General features: G+C 60.9%; 17 protein-coding genes and 1 tRNA gene. 9 read left to right on the top strand and 9 right to left on the bottom strand.

Translation table 11 applies throughout. From position 1 onward, the window contains the following. Positions 1-123 precede the first annotated feature (123 nt). The 5 genes from gpmI to HU722_RS02575 all read left to right on the top strand — a co-directional run bounded on the left by gpmI (position 124) and on the right by HU722_RS02575 (position 6,697). Complete coding sequence (gene gpmI, locus HU722_RS02595; RefSeq protein WP_065875775.1) at positions 124-1,650, top strand: 2,3-bisphosphoglycerate-independent phosphoglycerate mutase; 1,527 nt, start codon at positions 124-126, stop codon at positions 1,648-1,650. 260 nt (positions 1,651-1,910) lie between these two features. Continuing rightward, positions 1,911-3,206, top strand: a complete 1,296-nt coding sequence (locus HU722_RS02590; protein ID WP_065875776.1) for a murein hydrolase activator EnvC family protein — start codon at positions 1,911-1,913, stop codon at positions 3,204-3,206. Between the two features lie 31 nt (positions 3,207-3,237). After that, complete coding sequence (locus tag HU722_RS02585) at positions 3,238-4,554, top strand: S41 family peptidase (protein WP_012721751.1); 1,317 nt, start codon at positions 3,238-3,240, stop codon at positions 4,552-4,554. Between the two features lies 1 nt (position 4,555). Next, positions 4,556-5,341: a divergent polysaccharide deacetylase family protein gene (locus HU722_RS02580; RefSeq protein ID WP_065875777.1), complete on the top strand. Its 786-nt coding sequence runs from the start codon at positions 4,556-4,558 to the stop codon at positions 5,339-5,341. Positions 5,342-5,404: 63 nt separating this feature from the next. Further along, positions 5,405-6,697, top strand: a complete 1,293-nt coding sequence (locus tag HU722_RS02575; protein ID WP_065875778.1) for a Vps62-related protein — start codon at positions 5,405-5,407, stop codon at positions 6,695-6,697. Here the strand turns inward: HU722_RS02575 and HU722_RS02570 are convergent. From HU722_RS02570 to HU722_RS02540, 7 genes are all read right to left on the bottom strand, one after another. Beyond that, complete coding sequence (locus HU722_RS02570) at positions 6,650-7,405, bottom strand: substrate-binding periplasmic protein (protein ID WP_065875779.1); 756 nt, start codon at positions 7,403-7,405, stop codon at positions 6,650-6,652. The two genes, HU722_RS02575 and HU722_RS02570, sit on opposite strands and share 48 nt — an antisense overlap. A 66-nt stretch (positions 7,406-7,471) precedes the next feature. Further along, on the bottom strand, positions 7,472-8,242 hold the full coding sequence (gene hisF, locus HU722_RS02565; protein WP_017138643.1) for an imidazole glycerol phosphate synthase subunit HisF: 771 nt from the start codon (positions 8,240-8,242) through the stop codon (positions 7,472-7,474). A gap of 9 nt (positions 8,243-8,251) precedes the next feature. Next, a complete protein-coding gene (hisA, locus tag HU722_RS02560) occupies positions 8,252-8,989 on the bottom strand; it encodes a 1-(5-phosphoribosyl)-5-[(5-phosphoribosylamino)methylideneamino]imidazole-4-carboxamide isomerase (protein ID WP_029295899.1) in 738 nt (245 codons plus the stop codon). A gap of 39 nt (positions 8,990-9,028) precedes the next feature. After that, a complete protein-coding gene (locus tag HU722_RS02555) occupies positions 9,029-9,286 on the bottom strand; it encodes a DUF2164 domain-containing protein (RefSeq protein WP_010213888.1) in 258 nt (85 codons plus the stop codon). Continuing rightward, positions 9,286-9,924, bottom strand: coding sequence for an imidazole glycerol phosphate synthase subunit HisH (hisH, locus tag HU722_RS02550; protein WP_065879795.1), 639 nt, complete (start codon positions 9,922-9,924; stop codon positions 9,286-9,288). Before hisH ends, HU722_RS02555 begins: the two co-directional genes overlap by 1 nt. Next, positions 9,924-10,517 (bottom strand): imidazoleglycerol-phosphate dehydratase HisB, encoded by a 594-nt coding sequence (gene hisB, locus HU722_RS02545; RefSeq protein ID WP_003218037.1) that lies wholly within the window; start codon positions 10,515-10,517, stop codon positions 9,924-9,926. Before hisB ends, hisH begins: the two co-directional genes overlap by 1 nt. A 288-nt stretch (positions 10,518-10,805) precedes the next feature. Further along, positions 10,806-12,467: an OFA family MFS transporter gene (locus tag HU722_RS02540; RefSeq protein ID WP_065890270.1), complete on the bottom strand. Its 1,662-nt coding sequence runs from the start codon at positions 12,465-12,467 to the stop codon at positions 10,806-10,808. A 324-nt stretch (positions 12,468-12,791) separates the two neighbouring features. On the opposite strand from HU722_RS02540, the gene HU722_RS02535 reads away from it, so the two are divergent. The 4 genes from HU722_RS02535 (at position 12,792) to HU722_RS02520 (ending at position 16,514) form a co-directional block, all read left to right on the top strand. Continuing rightward, a complete protein-coding gene (locus HU722_RS02535) occupies positions 12,792-15,002 on the top strand; it encodes an AsmA family protein (protein WP_186754392.1) in 2,211 nt (736 codons plus the stop codon). Next, complete coding sequence (gene mutY, locus HU722_RS02530) at positions 14,999-16,066, top strand: A/G-specific adenine glycosylase (protein ID WP_065890265.1); 1,068 nt, start codon at positions 14,999-15,001, stop codon at positions 16,064-16,066. Before HU722_RS02535 ends, mutY begins: the two co-directional genes overlap by 4 nt. Then, on the top strand, positions 16,063-16,335 hold the full coding sequence (locus HU722_RS02525) for an oxidative damage protection protein (RefSeq protein WP_065875784.1): 273 nt from the start codon (positions 16,063-16,065) through the stop codon (positions 16,333-16,335). The genes mutY and HU722_RS02525 overlap by 4 nt, the downstream gene beginning before the upstream one ends. A 103-nt stretch (positions 16,336-16,438) precedes the next feature. Then, positions 16,439-16,514, top strand: a tRNA-Phe gene (locus HU722_RS02520). 119 nt (positions 16,515-16,633) lie between these two features. Here the strand turns inward: HU722_RS02520 and HU722_RS02515 are convergent. Both HU722_RS02515 and HU722_RS02510 read right to left on the bottom strand, forming a co-directional pair. Next, positions 16,634-18,226: an ArnT family glycosyltransferase gene (locus HU722_RS02515; protein WP_186754393.1), complete on the bottom strand. Its 1,593-nt coding sequence runs from the start codon at positions 18,224-18,226 to the stop codon at positions 16,634-16,636. 87 nt (positions 18,227-18,313) lie between these two features. Then, positions 18,314-19,279, bottom strand: coding sequence for an arsenic resistance protein (locus HU722_RS02510; RefSeq protein ID WP_065890261.1), 966 nt, complete (start codon positions 19,277-19,279; stop codon positions 18,314-18,316). Positions 19,280-19,391: the final 112 nt, after the last annotated feature.

The raw sequence follows: 19,391 nt of genomic DNA, 5'->3' as shown, positions 1-19,391 counted from the left end.
GGTAAGTATACACAGCCGTCAGGGGGGGCCAACCCCCGTAAAGCGGTGACGTGGTCGGAACTTCGCTTTAAACTGCCACTCCCTTTTCAATTGTCTTCCTTTATTACCGCCGCGAGAGGATCTATGACTACCACGCCTAAACCTTTGGTCCTGATAATTCTCGATGGCTTCGGACACAGTGAAAGCCACCACGACAACGCGGTGTACGCGGCCAAGAAGCCGGTACTCGATCGTTTGACCGCCACCGTGCCAAACGGCCTGATCTCCGGCTCGGGCATGGACGTGGGCCTGCCGGACGGCCAGATGGGCAACTCGGAAGTCGGCCATATGAATCTCGGCGCCGGACGAGTGGTCTATCAAGACTTCACACGTGTGACCAAAGCGATCCGCGATGGCGAGTTCTTCGAGAACCCGACCATCTGCGCGGCGGTCGATAAAGCAGTGGCTGCCGGTAAAGCTGTGCATTTCATGGGCTTGTTGTCGGATGGTGGCGTCCACAGCCACCAGGACCACTTGGTCGCCATGGCCGAACTGGCGTTCAAGCGCGGCGCTGACAAGATCTACCTGCACGCCTTCCTCGACGGCCGTGACACCCCGCCGAAAAGCGCGCAATCGTCCATCGAACTGCTCGACACCACCTTCGCCGCCTTGGGCAAAGGCCGTATCGCCAGCCTGGTCGGCCGTTACTTCGCCATGGACCGCGACAACCGCTGGGACCGCGTAGCCCAGGCCTACAACCTGATCGTCGACGGCCAGGCCGAATTCCACGCCGCCACCGCCCAGGAAGGCCTCGAAGCCGCCTACGCCCGTGGCGAGAGCGATGAATTTGTCAAAGCCACCACCATCGGTGAGCCGGTGAAAGTCGAAGACGGCGACGCCGTGGTGTTCATGAACTTCCGCGCCGACCGCGCCCGCGAGCTGAGCCGCGTGTTTGTCGAAGACGGCTTCAAGGAGTTCGAGCGCGCGCGCCAGCCGAAGGTGCAGTACGTGGGCCTGACCCAATACGCCGCGAGCATCCCGGCTCCCGCCGCTTTTGCAGCAGGCACCTTGGATAACGTGCTGGGCGACTACCTGGCGAAAAACGGCAAGACCCAGCTGCGCATCGCCGAAACCGAAAAATACGCCCACGTGACGTTTTTCTTCTCCGGTGGCCGTGAAGAGCCGTTCCCGGGCGAAGAGCGCATCCTGATCCCGTCGCCAAAAGTCGCCACTTACGACCTGCAGCCGGAAATGAGCGCGCCGGAAGTCACCGACAAGATCGTCGACGCCATCGAACACCAGCGTTACGACGTGATCGTGGTCAACTACGCCAACGGCGACATGGTCGGCCACAGCGGCAACCTGGAAGCCGCCACCAAAGCCGTGGAATGCCTGGACCTGTGCGTCGGCCGCATCGTCGATGCCCTGGAAAAAGTCGGCGGCGAAGCGCTGATCACTGCCGACCACGGCAACTGCGAGCAAATGTCCGACGAATCCACCGGCCAGGCCCACACCGCCCACACTACCGAGCCGGTACCGTTCATCTACGTCGGCAAGCGCGACTTCAAAGTGCGTGAAGGCGGCGTGCTGGCGGATGTGGCGCCGACTATGTTGATGTTGATGGGGCTGGAGAAGCCGCAAGAAATGACCGGGACCTCGATCCTGGTCTGATTCTCAGCCTCACCCAAAAACCCGTGTGGGAGCGGGCTTGCTCGCGAATGCGGCCGTTCAGTCGACATTTTCAACGACTGACGCACCGCATTCGCGAGCAAGCCCGCTCCCACATTGGTTTTGCGCTGTTTGGAAGATATCTTTTCGCCATACCTGTGCCACTCGGCACCTATCTTGCCTTCCAGCCCCAATTGGGCGTTTTTTTTGCCGCGCTTGGCGGGCATACTAGGCCGTCCATTTCCCTGGTGTCGCCCGCCTCTATGCTTCGCGCCTTGATTACCCTTGCTCTTGTCTGCCTGCTCCAACCGGCGTTTGCCGATGAGCGCGCACAAACCCAACAACAGTTGGACGCTACGCGTCAGGACATTACCGAGCTGAAAAAGCTGCTCGGCAAGCTCCAGGAAGAAAAGTCCGGGGTGCAGAAAGACCTACGCGGCACGGAAACCGAGATGGGCAAGCTGGAGAAGCAGGTCCAGGAGCTACAAAAAGAATTAAAGAAGAGCGAGTCGGAACTGGAGCGACTCGACGCTGAGAAAAAAAAACTCCAGAGCGCACGCGTTGAACAGCAACGCCTGATCGCAATCCAGGCCCGCGCCGCCTACCAGAACGGCCGCCAGGAGTACCTCAAGCTGCTGCTCAACCAGCAGAACCCTGAGAAATTTGCGCGCACCCTCACCTACTACGACTACCTGAGCAAAGCCCGCATGGAGCAATTGAAAAGCTTCAACGAGACTCTGCGCCAGTTGGTCAATGTGGAACAGGAAATCGCCAACCAGCAATCGCAATTGCAGGACCAGAAAAGCGCCCTCGACACCCAGCGCAACGAGCTGGACAAGGTCCGCAAGGAGCGCCAGCTGGCCCTGGCCAAGCTCAATGACGACGTAAAGGCGCGCGACGCCAAGCTGCAAGCCCGCGAGCAGGACCAGGCCGACTTGGCCAAAGTGCTCAAGACCATCGAAGAAACCCTGGCTCGCCAGGCACGTGAGGCCGAAGAAGCGCGGCAGAAAGCGCTGATCGCCCAGCAGGAAGCCGAAAAAAAGCGCCAGCGTGAGGCCGAACTGGCTGCCACCTCGGACGCCCCGGCACCGCGCAAACCGGCGCATGCAGCCCCTGGCCCGCTGGTTTCCAGCGCCGGCGAGTCGTTCGGCGGCCCTTTTGCTTCAGCTCGCGGCAAACTTCCATGGCCGGTTGATGGTCGATTACTGGCACGCTTCGGTGAAACCCGTGGCGATGACACCCGCGCCAAGTGGGACGGGGTGATGATCAGCGCCTCTGCCGGCAGCCAGGTCCACGCTGTTCACGGTGGGCGCGTGGTATTTGCCGATTGGCTGCGCGGCGCCGGTTTGTTGGTGATTCTCGACCACGGTAATGGCTATTTGAGCCTTTACGGCCACAATCAGACTTTACTCAAGTCGGCAGGTGATGTTGTAAAAGCCGGTGAATCCATCTCCACTGTGGGTAACAGTGGTGGCCAGGACACTCCGGCGCTGTACTTCGCTATTCGTCAGCAGGGTCGCCCGAGCGATCCTGCACAATGGTGCAGAACCCAAGGATAAGGGTCGCATCTACATTAGGAGTTCGTTCGACATGCTGCATTTGTCCCGCCTCACTTCGCTGGCCCTGACGATCGCCCTGGTGATCGGCGCGCCCCTGGCTTTCGCCGACCAGGCCGCCCCGGCTGCACCTGCTGCCACCGCCGCGACCACCAAGGCGCCGTTGCCGCTGGACGAGCTGCGCACCTTTGCCGAGGTCATGGACCGGATCAAGGCAGCCTATGTCGAACCCGTAGATGACAAGACCCTGCTGGAGAATGCCATCAAGGGCATGCTCAGCAACCTCGACCCGCACTCCGCCTACCTGGGCCCGGAAGATTTTGCCGAGCTGCAGGAAAGCACCAGCGGTGAGTTCGGCGGCCTGGGCATTGAAGTTGGCGCCGAAGACGGCAACATCAAGGTGGTCTCGCCGATCGATGACACCCCCGCGTCGAAGGCCGGCATCCAGGCCGGCGACTTCATCGTCAAGATCAACGGCCAGCCGACCCGTGGCCAGACCATGACCGAAGCCGTCGACAAGATGCGCGGCAAGATCGGCCAGAAAATCACCCTGACCCTGGTACGCGACGGCGGCAACCCGTTCGATGTAACGCTGACCCGCGCGACCATTGTGGTCAAGAGCGTGAAGAGCCAGCTGCTGGAGTCGGGCTACGGTTACATCCGTATCACCCAGTTCCAGGTCAAGACCGGTGACGAAGTGGCCAAGGCCCTGGCCAAGCTGCGCAAGGACAACGGCAAGAAACTCAGCGGCATCGTGCTCGACCTGCGCAACAACCCAGGCGGCGTGCTGCAATCGGCGGTGGAAGTGGTTGATCACTTCATCACCAAGGGCCTGATCGTCTACACCAAGGGCCGTATTGCCAACTCCGAACTGCGCTTCTCGGCCACCGGCAACGACCTCAGCGAAAACGTGCCGCTGGCCGTGCTGATCAACGGCGGCAGCGCCTCGGCGTCGGAAATCGTCGCCGGCGCCCTGCAAGACCAGAAACGCGGCGTGCTGATGGGCACCACCAGCTTCGGCAAAGGCTCGGTACAAACCGTGTTGCCGCTGAACAACGAGCGTGCGCTGAAGATCACCACTGCTTTGTACTACACGCCGAACGGCCGCTCGATCCAGGCCCAGGGCATCGTGCCGGACATTGAGGTGCGCAAGGCCAAGATCACCAACGAGATCGACAGCGAGTACTACAAAGAAGCGGACCTGCAAGGTCATTTGGGCAATGGCAACGGCGGCGCCGACCAACCGACCGGCAGCGGCAAGAAAGCCAAGCCGATGCCGCAGGACGACGACTACCAGCTGGCTCAGGCACTCAGCCTGCTCAAAGGCCTGAGCATCACGCGCAGCCGTTGATATGCGTTTTGCCCTGATCATCGCGGTGCTGTGCAGCCTGGCAGGCGTCGCCCATGCGACGCCTGCCGGCGAGCCGCACAAAGCCTACCTGACCCTCATCATCGACGACCTCGGGCAGAACCTGCCCCGGGATCGTCGCGTGCTGGCCCTGCCTGGGCCGGTCACCACGGCGGTCATGCCCGACACACCCCACGCCGCCGAATTTGCCCGCGAGGCACACAAAGCCGGCAAGATCGTGATCCTGCATATGCCCATGGACCCGGCGACCGGCCCCTTCGCCTGGCACCCTGAGCTGCCCATCGAAGAACTCGCCAAGCGCCTGGACGCTGCGTTCAAGGCGGTGCCCTACACCGCAGGCATCAACAACCACATGGGCAGCCGCATGACCGCGCAACCGGTCGCCATGGCCTGGTTGATGGCCGAGCTGCAACGGCGCAACAAGTTCTTCGTCGACAGCCGCACCAGCGCGCAGACCGTCGCGGCAGCCGAGGCGCAGAAGATTGGATTGGCCCATGTCTCGCGGGATGTATTCCTCGATGACGAGCGCACTGAAGCAGCGATCACCACGCAATTGCAGACCGCAATCAAGCTGGCCCACAAGCAGGGTTCGGTCGTGATGATCGGTCACCCTTACCCGCAAACCCTGGCGGTGCTGGAGCGCGAGCTGCCCAAACTTAAGGCTCAGGGCGTCGATTGGATCGATATCAAGTTGATGATCAGCGTGCGCAGTAACCAAGCGATGGCGGGTCACGGCAAAAACGGCACCTACCTTCCAGCGCGTAGATAGATACAGCCCGGCAATGCGCTGACTGCTCGATAGTTGATGCTCCCATCAACTGGAGAGCCCATCATGAAGCCTCTGCAATTCAACGACCTGCTCATCAGCTTTACCAGCGAATTCCTGCCCCTGTGGAACGACAAGGGGTCCAGCGCGCACGAAGCCGTCGGCCTCTGGCGGCCCAGCATGACATCCGACGCGCTGAACCCGTTTTACGCCCTGGGTGATATTGCGGTGGGTCACTATCGCAATATCAACCACAGCAAGATCGTCGCCGTCGTGAGCGACGCGAATAAGGTCGACGGCACGGCCCTGCGTGCGCCCGTTGACTATCAATTGGTGTGGCACGATGAAGGGACTGGCGCTCACGCCAATTTTTCAATCTGGCGCCCGCTGCCCCCGGAGGGTTACGTCACGATGGGACTGGTGTGCGGTGTCGGCTACGACAAACCTTCGCGCCATGCCGTACGCTGCGTACGAGCAGACCTGGTCGTAACAGCTCAAGCGGGCGAACTGATCTGGAATGATAAAGGCAGCGGCTCCGCCAACGATTTCAGCGCCTGGTCGGTCATCCCTCCCGGTGCATCTCCCGGCGAAGCCTACCTGGCACCTGGCACCTTCCTTGGCAGTGACAGTTATGCCAGGCCAAGCGTAGAGACCTACGCGCTGCGGCTGGCGCTGACCGCGCAACTCAGCGACCTGCCGGCACCTCCCGCCCTCATCGGGCATGAAAGCCCTGCTGCGGATGACACCACCTCAACGCTTCAGGTGTGCGAGCTGCCGTGGTTCTGTGTAAAAGACCCGGAGCTGACTGCAGTCGAACAGTCTCAGTCGTCGCCCACCTATCGCCTGGAGCGCACGGACCGCCACCTTATCGCCGGCTTCGGGCACAACACCGAGGCGACCAGTCAGCCGTTCATGTGGACGGCCACCAAGGGCGAACTGGGAGGAAATGCCAAGGCCCTGGCAGCCAACACCAGCATCGACCTGAGCAACGAGTGGCCCGTGTACCCACATGCCTTTGAGTTGAATTTTTCGGCGCATCTGGACCGAGACTTCACGCACACCCAACGCTCGGCGAAAGGCTGGAGCCACGCCTCGCCGCTGGAAATCATCACTTACGTCCCGCCAAACAAAGCCGTCGCGGCTTACCTTGTGCGCAGTGAGTATTGCCTGCTGCGTCAGGACGGCAGCCAGGTTTCAGGTACCGTCAGCTACACCAATGGTGATCACATTTATATGAGCGAGTCTTCCGAGGCCGCGCCATTGCCGGATGAAGCGCCTCCAGCATCAGAAGCCCCTCAAGCAGAGCCGAACCTAGAGGTAACGGGCCATGATTTGATCGATAACGCCCTCATCCCGTAACTGATCAAGCGCCGCCTGCAGCTTGCTCACCACTTCATCCGGCACGTCTTTATTCAACGCCAGGTAAAGCTGGGCACTGTTGAAGCGCAAGACGGTTTTAAGCTGGGTCACCCCGACCTGGCGGGCTAGGTAACGACCCGCCGGGTCACCGGTCGCCCACAGATCAATCTGGCCTTCCACCAGCTTTTGCGCATTGTCTTGGTCACGCAGTGCAACGACCGGGTTAAGGCCCTGCTTTTCCAGCGTTTCAGCAATGGCGTCGCCCTTGTAGGCGCCGATCTTGTAGCGGCGCGCGTGCTCAAGGTCGGTCAGTTGGATCTTGCTGTCGGCCTTGGCCAGTAGCACCCAATCGTCCGGACCGATAGGGCCGACCCATTTGAATAACGCCTCGCGATCCGGCAAACGGGCCATCACGAATACGCCATAGCCAGGTTTTTCCAGGGCGAGCTTGTAGATGCGCTCCCAAGGAAAACGCAGGGTGAGGTTGTAGGAAATGCCGGCACGCTTGAAGGTCTCGCGCACGATGTCCACGGCGATGCCTTCGATGTTCTCGTCCTTGGCGAAGTTCTTGCCGTTTTTCGCCATGTTGTAGGGCGGGAAGTTTTCCGTCAGCAACACCAGGGAGGCGTCAGACGGTTCTTCGGCGTTGGCCGAACCTGCCAGCAGGAGGGAAGTACTGGCGAGGGCGAGCAGCAGGGTCTTGAACATGAAGGCTACCGGAATCCATGGCAAGCGCAGAGAGTGCCGCGCACTTGCCATGGTGTCCAGCAGCGTTTAGCGAACGACGATACCGCGCGCCGCCATGTAGGCCTTGGCCTCGGGAACGGTGTACTCGCCAAAGTGGAAAATACTCGCCGCCAGCACCGCGCTGGCGTGGCCTTCGATCACACCATCGGCTAAATGCTGCAGGTTGCCGACGCCGCCGGAAGCGATCACTGGAATGCCCAGCGCATCGCTGATGGCGCGGGTCACGCCCAGGTCGAAGCCGTTTTTCATGCCGTCCTGGTCCATGCTGGTCAGCAGGATTTCACCGGCGCCGAGGGCTTCCATCTTCATTGCCCACTCCACCGCGTCCAGGCCGGTCGGCTTGCGACCGCCGTGGGTGAAGATCTCCCAGCGCGGGGTTTCGCCCGGGCCGGAGACTTTTTTGGCGTCGATGGCAACGACGATGCATTGCGAGCCGAAGTGCTGCGCTGCTTCGCCGACGAACTCCGGGTTGAACACCGCTGCCGTGTTGATCGACACCTTGTCCGCGCCGGCATTGAGCAAGTTGCGGATGTCCTGCACGGTGCGCACACCACCGCCCACGGTCAGCGGGATGAATACCTGGCTGGCCATGCGTTCGACGGTATGCAATGTGGTGTCGCGGCCGTCGACGCTGGCAGTGATGTCGAGAAAGGTAATCTCGTCGGCACCTTGCTCATCGTAGCGACGCGCGATTTCCACCGGGTCGCCGGCATCACGGATGTTCTCGAACTTGACGCCCTTGACCACGCGACCGTTGTCGACGTCCAGGCAAGGGATGATGCGTTTGGCCAGCGCCATGGTCAGTCCTCAGCCGTTGTAGGCGTCGCAGTAAGCCTGGGCTTCGGCGACGTCCAGGGTACCTTCGTAGATCGCGCGGCCGGTGATGGCGCCGATGATGCCGGGGGCCTTGGCGTCCAGCAGCGACTTGATGTCGCCCAGGTTGTGAATGCCGCCGGAGGCGATCACCGGAATCTTTGTCGCAGCGGCCAGCGCAGCGGTGAACGGCACGTTGCAGCCCTGCATCATGCCGTCTTTGGCGATGTCGGTATAAACGATGGCGGACACGCCGTCGGCTTCGAACTGCTTGGCCAGGTCAATCACTTGGATGGTGCTGATTTCAGCCCAGCCGTCGGTGGCGACGAAACCATCCTTGGCGTCCAGGCCCACGATGACTTTGCCTGGGAATGCGCGGCAGGCTTCGGCGACGAAGGCTGGGTCTTTCACGGCCTTGGTGCCAATGATCACGTAGCTCACGCCAGCCTTGACGTAGTGCTCGATGGTTTCCAGGGAGCGGATACCGCCGCCGATCTGAATCGGCAGGTTCGGGTAGCGTTTGGCGATCGCAGTGACCACCTCGCCGTTGACCGGTTGGCCTTCGAAGGCGCCGTTCAGGTCCACCAGATGCAGACGACGGCAGCCCCCTTCCACCCATTTGGCAGCCATGCTCACCGGGTCATCGGAGAACACGGTGGAGTCTTCCATGCGGCCTTGGCGCAGACGGACGCAGGCGCCGTCCTTGAGATCGATAGCGGGGATAATCAGCATCTGGCAAACCTTATTCGATATTCAGCAATGCTTGGGAAATCAGGGTTTCTCAAGCGACCACAGGTCGCTTTCGATGCTTTCGAACCTTTCTTTAAGGAGCGTCTGCGTATCGAAAATCGCTCTGTTGTAATAATGCGGAGCCACTTCGGTGGTGAACAGCTCAAGAATCTCGGCGACCTCGAACGAGCCCAGCTTGAGCTCGAAGCGGTCTTCCATGAAGCGCTTGATCTTGAGGGTAGCCTCACTCTCCTGCTCGGGGGTGAGGTTCAAGATCGGCTGCTTCGGCTTCCTGGCCATTACCAGCGACCATCCCAGGCGGCGAAGTTCTGCAGCAATTGCAGGCCGTGGGTATGGCTCTTCTCCGGGTGGAACTGCACGGCAAAGCGCGAACCTTCGGCCAGCGCTGCGGCGAAGTCGACGCCGTAGTGTCCGCCACCCACCACCTGGGCCGGTTGACCGGCGGCGATGTAGTAGCTGTGCACGAAGTAGAAGCGCGCCATGTCCGGCACTTCGTGCCACAGCGGGTGATCCACGGTCTGGCGGACCTCGTTCCAGCCCATGTGCGGGACTTTCAGGTGTTCGCCGTCTTCATGCAGGTCTTTGCCAAAGAACTTCACCTGGCCCGGGAACAAACCGATGCAGTCGACGCCGTCGTTCTCTTCACTGCTGTCGAGCAAGGCTTGCATGCCCACGCAGATGCCGAGGAACGGACGGTCCTGGCTGACTTCGCGCACCAGGCTGTCAAAGCCCAGGCGGCGGATCTCGGCCATGCAATCGCGAATCGCGCCAACACCAGGGAACACCACGCGGTCGGCCTCGCGAATCACGTTGGCATCGCTGGTGATCAGCACCTTGCCGGCACCGACGTGCTCGAGGGCCTTGGCCACCGAGTGCAGGTTACCCATGCCGTAATCGATAACCGCGACCGTCTGCATTACAGGACGCCCTTGGTCGACGGCATTTGCCCGGCCATGCGGTCATCCAGCTCGACGGCCATGCGCAGCGCGCGGCCGAAAGCCTTGAACACGGTTTCGATCTGGTGGTGGGTGTTGGTGCCGCGCAGGTTGTCGATGTGCAGGCTGACAAGTGCGTGGTTGACGAAACCCTGGAAAAATTCCTGGAACAGGTCGACGTCAAAGCCGCCCACGGTGGCGCGGGTGTAGGGCACGTGCATCTGCAGGCCTGGGCGGCCGGAGAAGTCGATGACTACGCGCGACAGCGCTTCGTCCAGCGGGACATAGGCGTGACCGTAGCGACGGATGCCTTTTTTGTCGCCGATAGCCTTGGCGAACGCCTGGCCGAGGGTGATGCCAACGTCTTCCACCGTGTGGTGGTCGTCGATATGCAGGTCGCCCTTGCTGACGATATCCAGGTCGATCAGCCCGTGACGGGCGATCTGGTCCAGCATGTGCTCAAGAAAAGGGACACCGATATCAAATCGGGCCTTTCCGGTGCCATCCAGGTTGATCGAGGCTTTGATCTGGGTTTCCAGAGTGTCGCGCTCGACGGACGCCTTACGTTCGGCCATCACCAGCTCCGCAAAATCATTGGGCGAAAAAGGCAGCCATTATAGGGGCGCGGGCGCTAAACAGAAACATCGAAGGGGATAAGACTGACGAGTTGAAGCGAGAGATGTCGGGGATAGACATGTGCATACATGTGAGAGCCAGTCGTGTAGTGAGCGGGCTTGCCCCGCGCTGGGTGGCGCAGCCGCCCCAACCCAGACACCGAATTCTCCAGTTAAAACGCGGTGTCCGGTTTTGGGGGCGGCTGCGCCACCCAGCGCGGGGCAAGCCCGCTCACTACAGGTTTGGTGCTAGCGGAACAGTACCGCCGTCTTCTGCAGGGTCACCCACACACCCCACGCCAACGGAATACCCACCACCAGCCAGGCGGCAATCGCCAATGGCACAGTGCCGGAAGCCGCTTTCCACTCCAGGGAAGTGGTCGCATCCGCGCCTTTGTCATGGCCCAGCGCCTGTTCGGCGGCCAATTCGGCGTCGGTCATGAAGTACTTGTCGGCCACCGGACGCACCAGCAGGTTGCAGATGAAACCCAGCACCAGCAGGCCGGCGAGAATGTACAAGGTGATGTCGTAGGCCGCCGCGCGTTCAACGCCAATGCTCAGCTGATACTCACGCAGGTAGTTCACCAACACCGGGCCCAATACGCCCGCAGCGGCCCAGGCAGTCAGCAGGCGACCGTGGATCGCGCCGACCATTTGCGTGCCGAACAGGTCAGCCAGGTAGGCCGGAACGGTCGCAAAACCACCGCCGTACATCGACAGGATGATGCAGAACGCCGCCACAAACAGCGCCACGTTGCCCAAATGCCCCAGGTTCGGGATCAACGCGTACAGGGCAAAGCCCAGGGCGAAGAACACGAAGTAGGTATTTTTACGCCCCAGGTAGTCGGAGAACGACGCCCAGAAGAACCGGCCACCGATGTTGAACAGGCTCAACAGCCCCGTAAAACCTGCGGCGATGGCTGCGATGGAAGCCAGTTGACCGGCATCCAGCTGACCAAACGGTACATCCACACCCAGCAGCTTGCCGCCGAACACTTCCTGCAGCAGTGGCGACGCCATGCCGAGGATGCCGATACCGGCGGATACGTTCAGGCACAGCACCAGCCAAACCAGACGGAACTGCGGGGTTTTCCACGCCACGTTCACGTGCACGTGGCGGTGGGTGATCATCGCGTTGCTGGCTTTTTTCGCCGGTGCGGTCCAGCCCTCAGGTTTCCAGCCGGTTGGCGGAACGCGGTAGGACAAGGCGCCGCCGATCATGAACACGAAATAGATCGCGGCCATCACCAGGAAGCTCTGCCATACACCCACGCTGTCTGGCGTTGCGAAGTGCCCCATCAATGCGGCTGCCAACGGGGCGCCAACCATCGCACCACCGCCGAAGCCCATGATCGCCATACCGGTGGCCATGCCACGCTTGTCCGGGAACCACTTGATCAGGGTCGATACAGGCGAGATATAGCCCAGGCCCAGGCCGATACCGCCGATGACCCCGGAGCCGATCCACATCAGCCAGATCTGGTGGGTATAGATACCCAGCGCCGAGATCAACAGGCCGCCACACCAGCACAACGCCGATACAACACCGGCCTTACGTGGCCCGGCATGTTCCAGCCAGCCGCCCCAGATGGCTGCCGAGCAGCCCAGGAAGATGAAGAACAGGGTGTAGATCCAGCCCAGCATGGAGATGGGCCAGTCGCATTGGGACGAGAAGACTTGGGCGATGAAGCTCATGTCCGGCGCACAACCAACCGGCTTGGTGATACCCAGCGCCTTGGACAATGGCAGCCAGAACACCGAGAACCCGTAGGCCATGCCGATGCAAAGGTGAATAGCCAGGGCGGCCGGTGGAACCAGCCAGCGGTTGAAGCCGGGCTTGGCGATGATGCGTTCCTTGGACAGGAACGCTGGCTTTGCAGCAGATGAACCTGCCGCAGTGCTAGTGCTCATTGGTGTTTCCCCCAGTTGTTAGTATGTGTCCGTCAGGCGCTCTCTCCCTCGGCCTTGCACGCAAAGCGTGGCCGTTTTGTTGAGTGAAGCTCCATTTTAGGCGCGACCTTAGGTCGCAGAAGGCGGACGAACGTGCAGAGATTAGCACCTGTCGATGACAGAAAAACCAAAGTGACATCACCTTTTTCAGGAAATTTGTTTATTTGACGCCAAAAACCCGTTCCCCCACCGCTGGATACAATGTAACGATCGGAGCACTGACGCAGGCCGTCGGGCGTTATACTCTGCGGCTAAATTTTGAAATCGACATACAAGGACTCGCCCATGAAAGCGTTCGGCAAAATCCTGGGTCTGGTACTTCTCGGGCTGTTGCTGATCATTGTGGCTCTAGGCTTTGCCCTGACCCATCTCTTCGATCCCAACGACTATAAAGACGAGATTCGCCAGATTGCCCGCGACAAGGCCCACATCGAGCTGACGCTCAATGGCGACATCGGCTGGAGCCTGTTCCCCTGGCTTGGCCTGGAACTGCACGAAGCCAGCGTGGCAACCCTGACCGCACCGACCCAGCCCTTCGCCGACCTGCAGATGCTCGGCCTGTCGGTACGCGTGCTGCCGCTGCTGCGCCGCGAAGTGCAGATGAGTGACGTGCGTGTCGAAGGTCTCAACCTGCGCCTCAACCGCAACAAGGAAGGGCACGGCAACTGGGAAGACATCGGCAAGAACGTGACAGAGACGAGCGTCGGCAGCCCTGGCTCGGTTGAACAACCGGCCGAACCCGAATCGGACAAGCCGGCAAAACCCATCCGCCTGGATATCGACAGCCTGACGGTCAACAACGCCCGCATCGAATACAACGATGAGCAGACCGGCAAGCAGTTCAGCGCCGAAAGCATCCAATTGAGCGCTGGCGCCGTGCATGAAGGCGCCAGCATCCCGGTGAAACTCACCGCCTTCTTCGGCAGCAATCAGCCGGTGATGCGCGTCAAGACCGAACTCAACGGCAACCTGCGCATCCAGCGTGCGCTCAAGCGCTACCAGCTTGAAGACATGAAGATCACCGGCGAAGCCACGGGCGAGCCACTGCAAGGCAAGACCGTGACCTTCTCGACCCAGGGCCAACTGTTGGTGGACCAGGCGGCGAATATCGCCGAATGGACCAACATGAAGCTCTCGGCCAACCAACTGCGCGCGTTGGGCGAGCTGAAGGTCAACGACCTCGACAAGACCCCGCAGCTCAGCGGCGCCCTGTCCATCGCCCAATTCGACCTGGCCAAGTTCCTCGACAGCGTCGGCCACCCGCTGCCGCCAATGGCCGAGGGCAGCCTGAGCAAGGTCGAACTGGTCAGCCGCCTCAAGGGCACGCCAAGCAGCATCGCCCTGGAAGACCTGAACCTGAAACTCGACGGCAGCACCTTCACCGGTCGCGTCGCCGTGGAGGATTTCGCCAAGCAATCCCTGCGCGTTCAGCTCAAGGCCGACACGTTCAATGCCGACAACTATCTGCCGGCCAAGTCCGAATCCGCCAAGGGCGCAGCCACTGCCCGCCAGGCCGAAGTGCAGAACAGCGAAGCCGGTGCCATGGCTGCCGGCGGCACCACACCGCTGCCCGAAGCGCCGACCAAAGGCGCCTGGAGCACCGACAAACTGTTGCCATTGACCCGCCTGCGCACGCTGGATGTGGACGCCGACCTCGCGTTTGGCCAACTGACCCTGAGCAAGTTGCCGATCCAGAATGCCGTGCTCAAAGCGTCCGGCATCGATGGCCAACTCAAGCTCGACACCCTGAGCGGCGGTCTCTACAACGGCACCTTCCAGGCCAACGGCAACCTCGATGTGCGCCAGGATATCCCGGTGCTCGCGCTGCAAAGCCGGATCAAGCAGGTACCGGTCGAACGCATCCTGCAAGCCCAGGGGCAAACCCCGCCGGTGAAGGGCCAGATCACCCTCGACAGCAACCTCACTGGCCGCGGCAATAGCCAGAAAGCGCTGATCGACAGCCTCAACGGCACCGCCAGTTTCGTGATCAACAACGGCGTGCTGCTCAACGCCAACCTTGAACAGCAACTGTGCACCGGCATCGCCTTGCTCAACCGCAAAACCTTGAGCAGCACACCGCAAGGCAAGGACACGCCGTTCCAGGAACTGAAGGGCAACCTGACCTTCCGTAACGGTGTCGCCAGCAACCCGGACCTGAAAGTGCGCATCCCGGGCCTGACGGTCAACGGTAATGGCGATGTCGATCTGCGCGTCCTGGGCATGGACTACCGCGTCGGCATCATTGTCGAAGGTGACCAGCGCGAAACGCCGGACCCGGCCTGCCAGGTGGGCTCCAACTTCCAGGGCATCGAAGTGCCGCTGCGCTGCCGTGGCCCGCTGGAGCTGGGCGCCAAGGCGTGCCGCCTGGACAAGGACGGCCTTGGCCAAGTCGCGATCAAGGCGGCGGGCAACCGCCTCAACGAGAAGCTTGAAGAGAAGCTCGACAAGGTTAACCCGAAGCTCAAAGACGCACTGAAAGGCCTGTTCAATCGATGAGAAACGAGCAATTTTCAGAGGCGGTGCTGAACTGGTACGACCGCCACGGTCGCCACGACCTGCCCTGGCAACAGGGCATAACGCCTTATCGGGTGTGGGTCTCGGAGATCATGCTGCAGCAGACCCAGGTGAGCACCGTGCTCAATTATTTCGACCGCTTCATGGCGTCGCTGCCAACGGTCGAGGCCCTGGCGGCTGCGCCGGAAGATGAAGTGCTGCACTTGTGGACCGGGCTGGGGTACTACACCCGGGCGCGCAACCTGCAAAAGACGGCGAAGATTATCGTGGCCGAATACGGCGGCGAATTTCCCAAGGATGTCGAGAAGCTCACCGAGTTGCCCGGCATAGGCTTGTCCACCGCCGGAGCGATCGCCAGCCTGAGCATGGGCCTGCGTGCGCCGATCCTCGACGGCAACGTCAAACGCGTGCTGGCACGTTTCACCGCGCAGGAGGGCTACCCGGGCGAACCCAAGGTGGCCAAGCAACTGTGGGCCACCGCAGAACGCTTCACGCCGCATGATCGCGTCAACGCCTACACCCAGGCGATGATGGATATGGGCGCCACCCTCTGCACCCGCAGCAAACCCAGCTGCCTGTTGTGCCCGCTGGAAAAAGGCTGCGAAGCGCACATGCTCGGCCTGGAGACGCGCTACCCGATCCCCAAGCCGCGCAAGACCATCCCGCAGAAGCGCACGCTGATGCCGCTGCTGGCAAATGCCGAAGGCGCGATCCTGCTTTACCGTCGCCCCTCGACGGGTCTGTGGGGCGGCCTGTGGAGCTTGCCGGAGCTGGATGACCTGCAAGACCTGGAGCACCTGGCCAACCAGCACGCGCTGGCACTGGGCAAGCAACAGGAACTGCCGAGCCTGATTCACACCTTCAGCCACTTTCAGTTGGCTATCGAACCCTGGCTGGTCCAGGTCGAGGAATCCGCCCATCACGTGGCCGAGGCCGACTGGCTCTGGTATAACCTCGCCACCCCGCCGCGCCTGGGCCTTGCCGCCCCGGTGAAAAAACTGCTGAAGCGCGCGGCCGACGTATTGAATGCAGGAGTTTCGTCATGACCCGCACCATCATGTGCCGCAAGTACAAAGAAGAATTGCCAGGCCTCGAACGCCCTCCGTACCCAGGTGCCAAGGGCCAGGACATTTTCGAGCACGTCTCCGCCAAAGCCTGGGCCGACTGGCTGAAACACCAGACTCTACTGATCAACGAAAAACGCCTGAACATGATGAACGCCGAAGACCGTAAATACCTGGCGGGCGAGATGGACAAGTTCTTTTCCGGCGAGGAATACGCCAAGGCCGACGGCTACGTGCCGCCTGCTCAATAATTGATCAAAAACCGGGGTCGGCACGTAAGCGACGGTAATAATTAAATATTTTTTGAAAACTTGCTTGACGACCCCCTGAAAAACCCGTTTAATGCGCCCCGTTGCCCAGATAGCTCAGTCGGTAGAGCAGGGGATTGAAAATCCCCGTGTCGGCGGTTCGATTCCGTCTCTGGGCACCACTAATTAGTTTCAGGTGGTGCTAACGTCATCTGAAACACACAAGAAACCCGCCTAGTGCGGGTTTTTTGTTGCCTGGAATTTGACTTAACCCAGTGGCGATTTTGATTGGGTGCTTCGCTCACTTCAGCAAAAACACCATCAGCGGATTATCGTTCAACCGCCCTTCAAAACTTGGAGCGACGTCCTCCAGGGATGTCCCTTGCAGCAACGCCACTTCCTTGCGCGCCACAATCACCCACGCCGGCCGTGGCAAAGTACCTAATCGGTCAAGCTCATGAGCCCCCACAAACACCGGCCGCTCATCGTGATCCAGGTTCATCATGTAGCGCACTGCCCAGGTATCCCGGCCAAGGTTGATAAACACCAAAGGCCCCGGCTGCGTAACGCGCAGTGCTTCCACCTGGCCGACAAACTGCCGCGTATCGAACTGCAGGTCCTTGGCCGGTTCTACCACCATCACCAACAACAACCATTGCGCCAACAAAGCGATCAGGCTGAGCCACACCAACCGCCCCACCCGCCGCCAGGCGATCAACGTCGCCACCTGTAGCAGCGCCAACGCGCTGATCAGCAGCGGCAGCGAAACATCTGGCCAGTCACCATGCTTCTGCCAGCCATGCCGACAGACAAACACTGCCACCACGCACAACGCCGGTAGCGCCGCGACAAGCCCTTCGTAACATCGGCGCACGCCAGCGAGCCAACCTTGCGACTGAAGCAGCCCATAGGCCGCGACAGCCGCAAACATCGGCACCATGGGCAGGATGTAGTAAGCGCGCTTGAAGTGCGGCACCGACAGCCCGAGCAAGATCATCATGCCGCAGGCACCGAGCCGCACCACCAATTGCATATCGCCCTCGAACCGCTCGGCCCAGCGATGACGCAGCGCAATCATGGTGGCCAGCGCCAACGGCACCACCGGGAAGTAGCGATACAAGCTCAGCTGGAAGTAAAAATAGAACGGCTCACCGGTTTCATCGAGGCGTCCGCCCACCTGCATCTTGAACACTTCATCGGCAAATGCGTCTCCACCGCTGAGGCGCGCCAGTTTCACCAACAGCCACCAACAGGCTGCCAACAACACCAGGCCGACGAGGCCATGAATGAGCACTTGCTTCACGCGCTCGCCAGGCTTGCCCAGCGCCCAATACACGCACACCACGCCACAGACTTCGATCAACCCCAGTGGCCCGCGTATGGCAAAGCCCAGAATGAACAACGCAAACACCGCCAGCCGCCTCCAGCGCCCACCACTGTGCAGCAGGTAAAAACTGCCTACACAGAGCAACGCTACCATCTGGTCCAGGCAGACCGAGCGGGATTTTTCGAGCAGTTGGGTGGTGAGCAACGTCAGCAGCACGGTGAGCAGCGCCCACTGGCGATTCGCCGGGACGAGCAAGCGATAGATCAAGGCAACCACCCCAGCGGACGCCAGGGCGGTGGGCAGCACATTCGCCAGATGGTTGGGCGCACCAAACAGCCGTGCGAACACGAAGCTGAAAAAGGTCGCGGTGCCGGGGTAATCCGCGTAGGGCTGGCCATAGGTAGTCGGGAAAAGGCTCGCACCATGGCGAAACATTTCTTGTAGGAACAGCGCCCAGCGTCCGTCAAACCCTTGGGGTTGCTGATCCCATATACCCAAGGTGAACAGCAACAGGGCAAACAGGAAAATGCCCAGGGATTCCAGGCGAAAACGGTTGCGGTGATCCATCGGTTGACCTGTCAGGTAAGGGGCGCCGACTTATGGTGCCGACTGCCCTGCTGAATAACGCCTGAACAGACCTGAACATTCCCGCGCTTACCGACCTGCGGGCCACACCCACTTAGGGATCAACCGAACGTAAATCAACTCGCCCACCAGCTCGATCAGGGTTTGCAGGATCACCGCCGTCGCCGCCAACCCGCGCACATCCTCGGGCAAGGCCAGCGCCAGAGGCAATACCACCAGCGAGTTGCGTGTCGACGCGCTGAATGTCACCGCCCTGGCCGTCGCCGCCGGGAGTGCAAACAACCGCGAGGCCAACACGCCCATCAGCGGCGCCAGCACCAGAAAACCGACATACACCGGGATCACCGGCAGCAACAGGTTGATATCCCGTACCACCGATGTGATTTGCGAGCCGATCACCACAAACAACACCACCGCCATCGCAGGCACCGGCAACCACGCCCAGCCACTGTTCCAAACACTGACGACCGACGATCGCCGTGCCAGGGAAGTCGTCACCACCGCCAGAATCATCGGCACCACGATCAACAAGAGAAACGCCTCGAAAAACGGCCTTGCCTCCACCACCACCTCGGATTGGGCGCCGAGCATCACACTCAGATAGATCGGTAACAGCGCCAATTGCAGCAGCAACAGCACCGGCGTGGCCGCCAGCATCAACCGCGAATCGCCCTTGCCAATATGGGTAAACACCACCACGTAGTCGATGCACGGGGTCAGCAACACCAGCAACGCCCCTACCAGCAATGCCGGACGCCCGACCAGACTCTGGGTCAATGCCCACACCAGCAGGGGCACCAGGATGAAGTTGGCGAGCAGTAGTGCCGACAGGAAACGCTTGTTACTCAAGCTCTGGCGCAGATCCAAAAAAGGAATTTGGAGGAACATTGCGTACATCAGCACCGCAATGGCGGGCGTGACCAGCGCGCTGAGGCCGTGGGCAAGTGAGGGTGCGAGCAGGCCAAAAGCGGCGGCCAGCAGCACAGCTACGAAGTAGACCGGGATCTGGTTGTGTTCGAGGGTGTCGCGGGTCATGGCCTGACTCAGATCGATCGAAAGTTCGTCAGCCTATGCACCCAAACGGATCACGTCGAGCATCGTGACAGTCTCCGCGCCCAGGGGAGCGAAATTTGTTAGTTTCAATTCT

Source organism: Pseudomonas tritici (genome assembly GCF_014268275.3).
Classification (GTDB): Bacteria; Pseudomonadota; Gammaproteobacteria; order Pseudomonadales; family Pseudomonadaceae; genus Aquipseudomonas; species Aquipseudomonas tritici.
The sequence above is the reverse complement of the archived record's forward strand: the minus strand, read 5'-3'. Positions and strand labels throughout refer to the sequence as shown.

Coding starts and splice junctions, on each gene's coding strand:
- HU722_RS02585 (WP_012721751.1), top strand. CDS start 3,238: ATGCTGCATTTGTCCCGCCTCACTTCGCTGGCCCTGACGATCGCCCTG.
- HU722_RS02575 (WP_065875778.1), top strand. CDS start 5,405: ATGAAGCCTCTGCAATTCAACGACCTGCTCATCAGCTTTACCAGCGAA.
- hisF (WP_017138643.1), bottom strand. CDS start 8,242: ATGGCGCTGGCCAAACGCATCATCCCTTGCCTGGACGTCGACAACGGT.
- HU722_RS02510 (WP_065890261.1), bottom strand. CDS start 19,279: ATGACCCGCGACACCCTCGAACACAACCAGATCCCGGTCTACTTCGTA.
- hisA (WP_029295899.1), bottom strand. CDS start 8,989: ATGCTGATTATCCCCGCTATCGATCTCAAGGACGGCGCCTGCGTCCGT.
- HU722_RS02590 (WP_065875776.1), top strand. CDS start 1,911: ATGCTTCGCGCCTTGATTACCCTTGCTCTTGTCTGCCTGCTCCAACCG.
- gpmI (WP_065875775.1), top strand. CDS start 124: ATGACTACCACGCCTAAACCTTTGGTCCTGATAATTCTCGATGGCTTC.
- HU722_RS02580 (WP_065875777.1), top strand. CDS start 4,556: ATGCGTTTTGCCCTGATCATCGCGGTGCTGTGCAGCCTGGCAGGCGTC.
- HU722_RS02515 (WP_186754393.1), bottom strand. CDS start 18,226: ATGGATCACCGCAACCGTTTTCGCCTGGAATCCCTGGGCATTTTCCTG.
- HU722_RS02535 (WP_186754392.1), top strand. CDS start 12,792: ATGAAAGCGTTCGGCAAAATCCTGGGTCTGGTACTTCTCGGGCTGTTG.
- hisH (WP_065879795.1), bottom strand. CDS start 9,924: ATGCAGACGGTCGCGGTTATCGATTACGGCATGGGTAACCTGCACTCG.
- HU722_RS02555 (WP_010213888.1), bottom strand. CDS start 9,286: ATGGCCAGGAAGCCGAAGCAGCCGATCTTGAACCTCACCCCCGAGCAG.
- mutY (WP_065890265.1), top strand. CDS start 14,999: ATGAGAAACGAGCAATTTTCAGAGGCGGTGCTGAACTGGTACGACCGC.
- hisB (WP_003218037.1), bottom strand. CDS start 10,517: ATGGCCGAACGTAAGGCGTCCGTCGAGCGCGACACTCTGGAAACCCAG.
- HU722_RS02525 (WP_065875784.1), top strand. CDS start 16,063: ATGACCCGCACCATCATGTGCCGCAAGTACAAAGAAGAATTGCCAGGC.
- HU722_RS02540 (WP_065890270.1), bottom strand. CDS start 12,467: ATGAGCACTAGCACTGCGGCAGGTTCATCTGCTGCAAAGCCAGCGTTC.
- HU722_RS02570 (WP_065875779.1), bottom strand. CDS start 7,405: ATGTTCAAGACCCTGCTGCTCGCCCTCGCCAGTACTTCCCTCCTGCTG.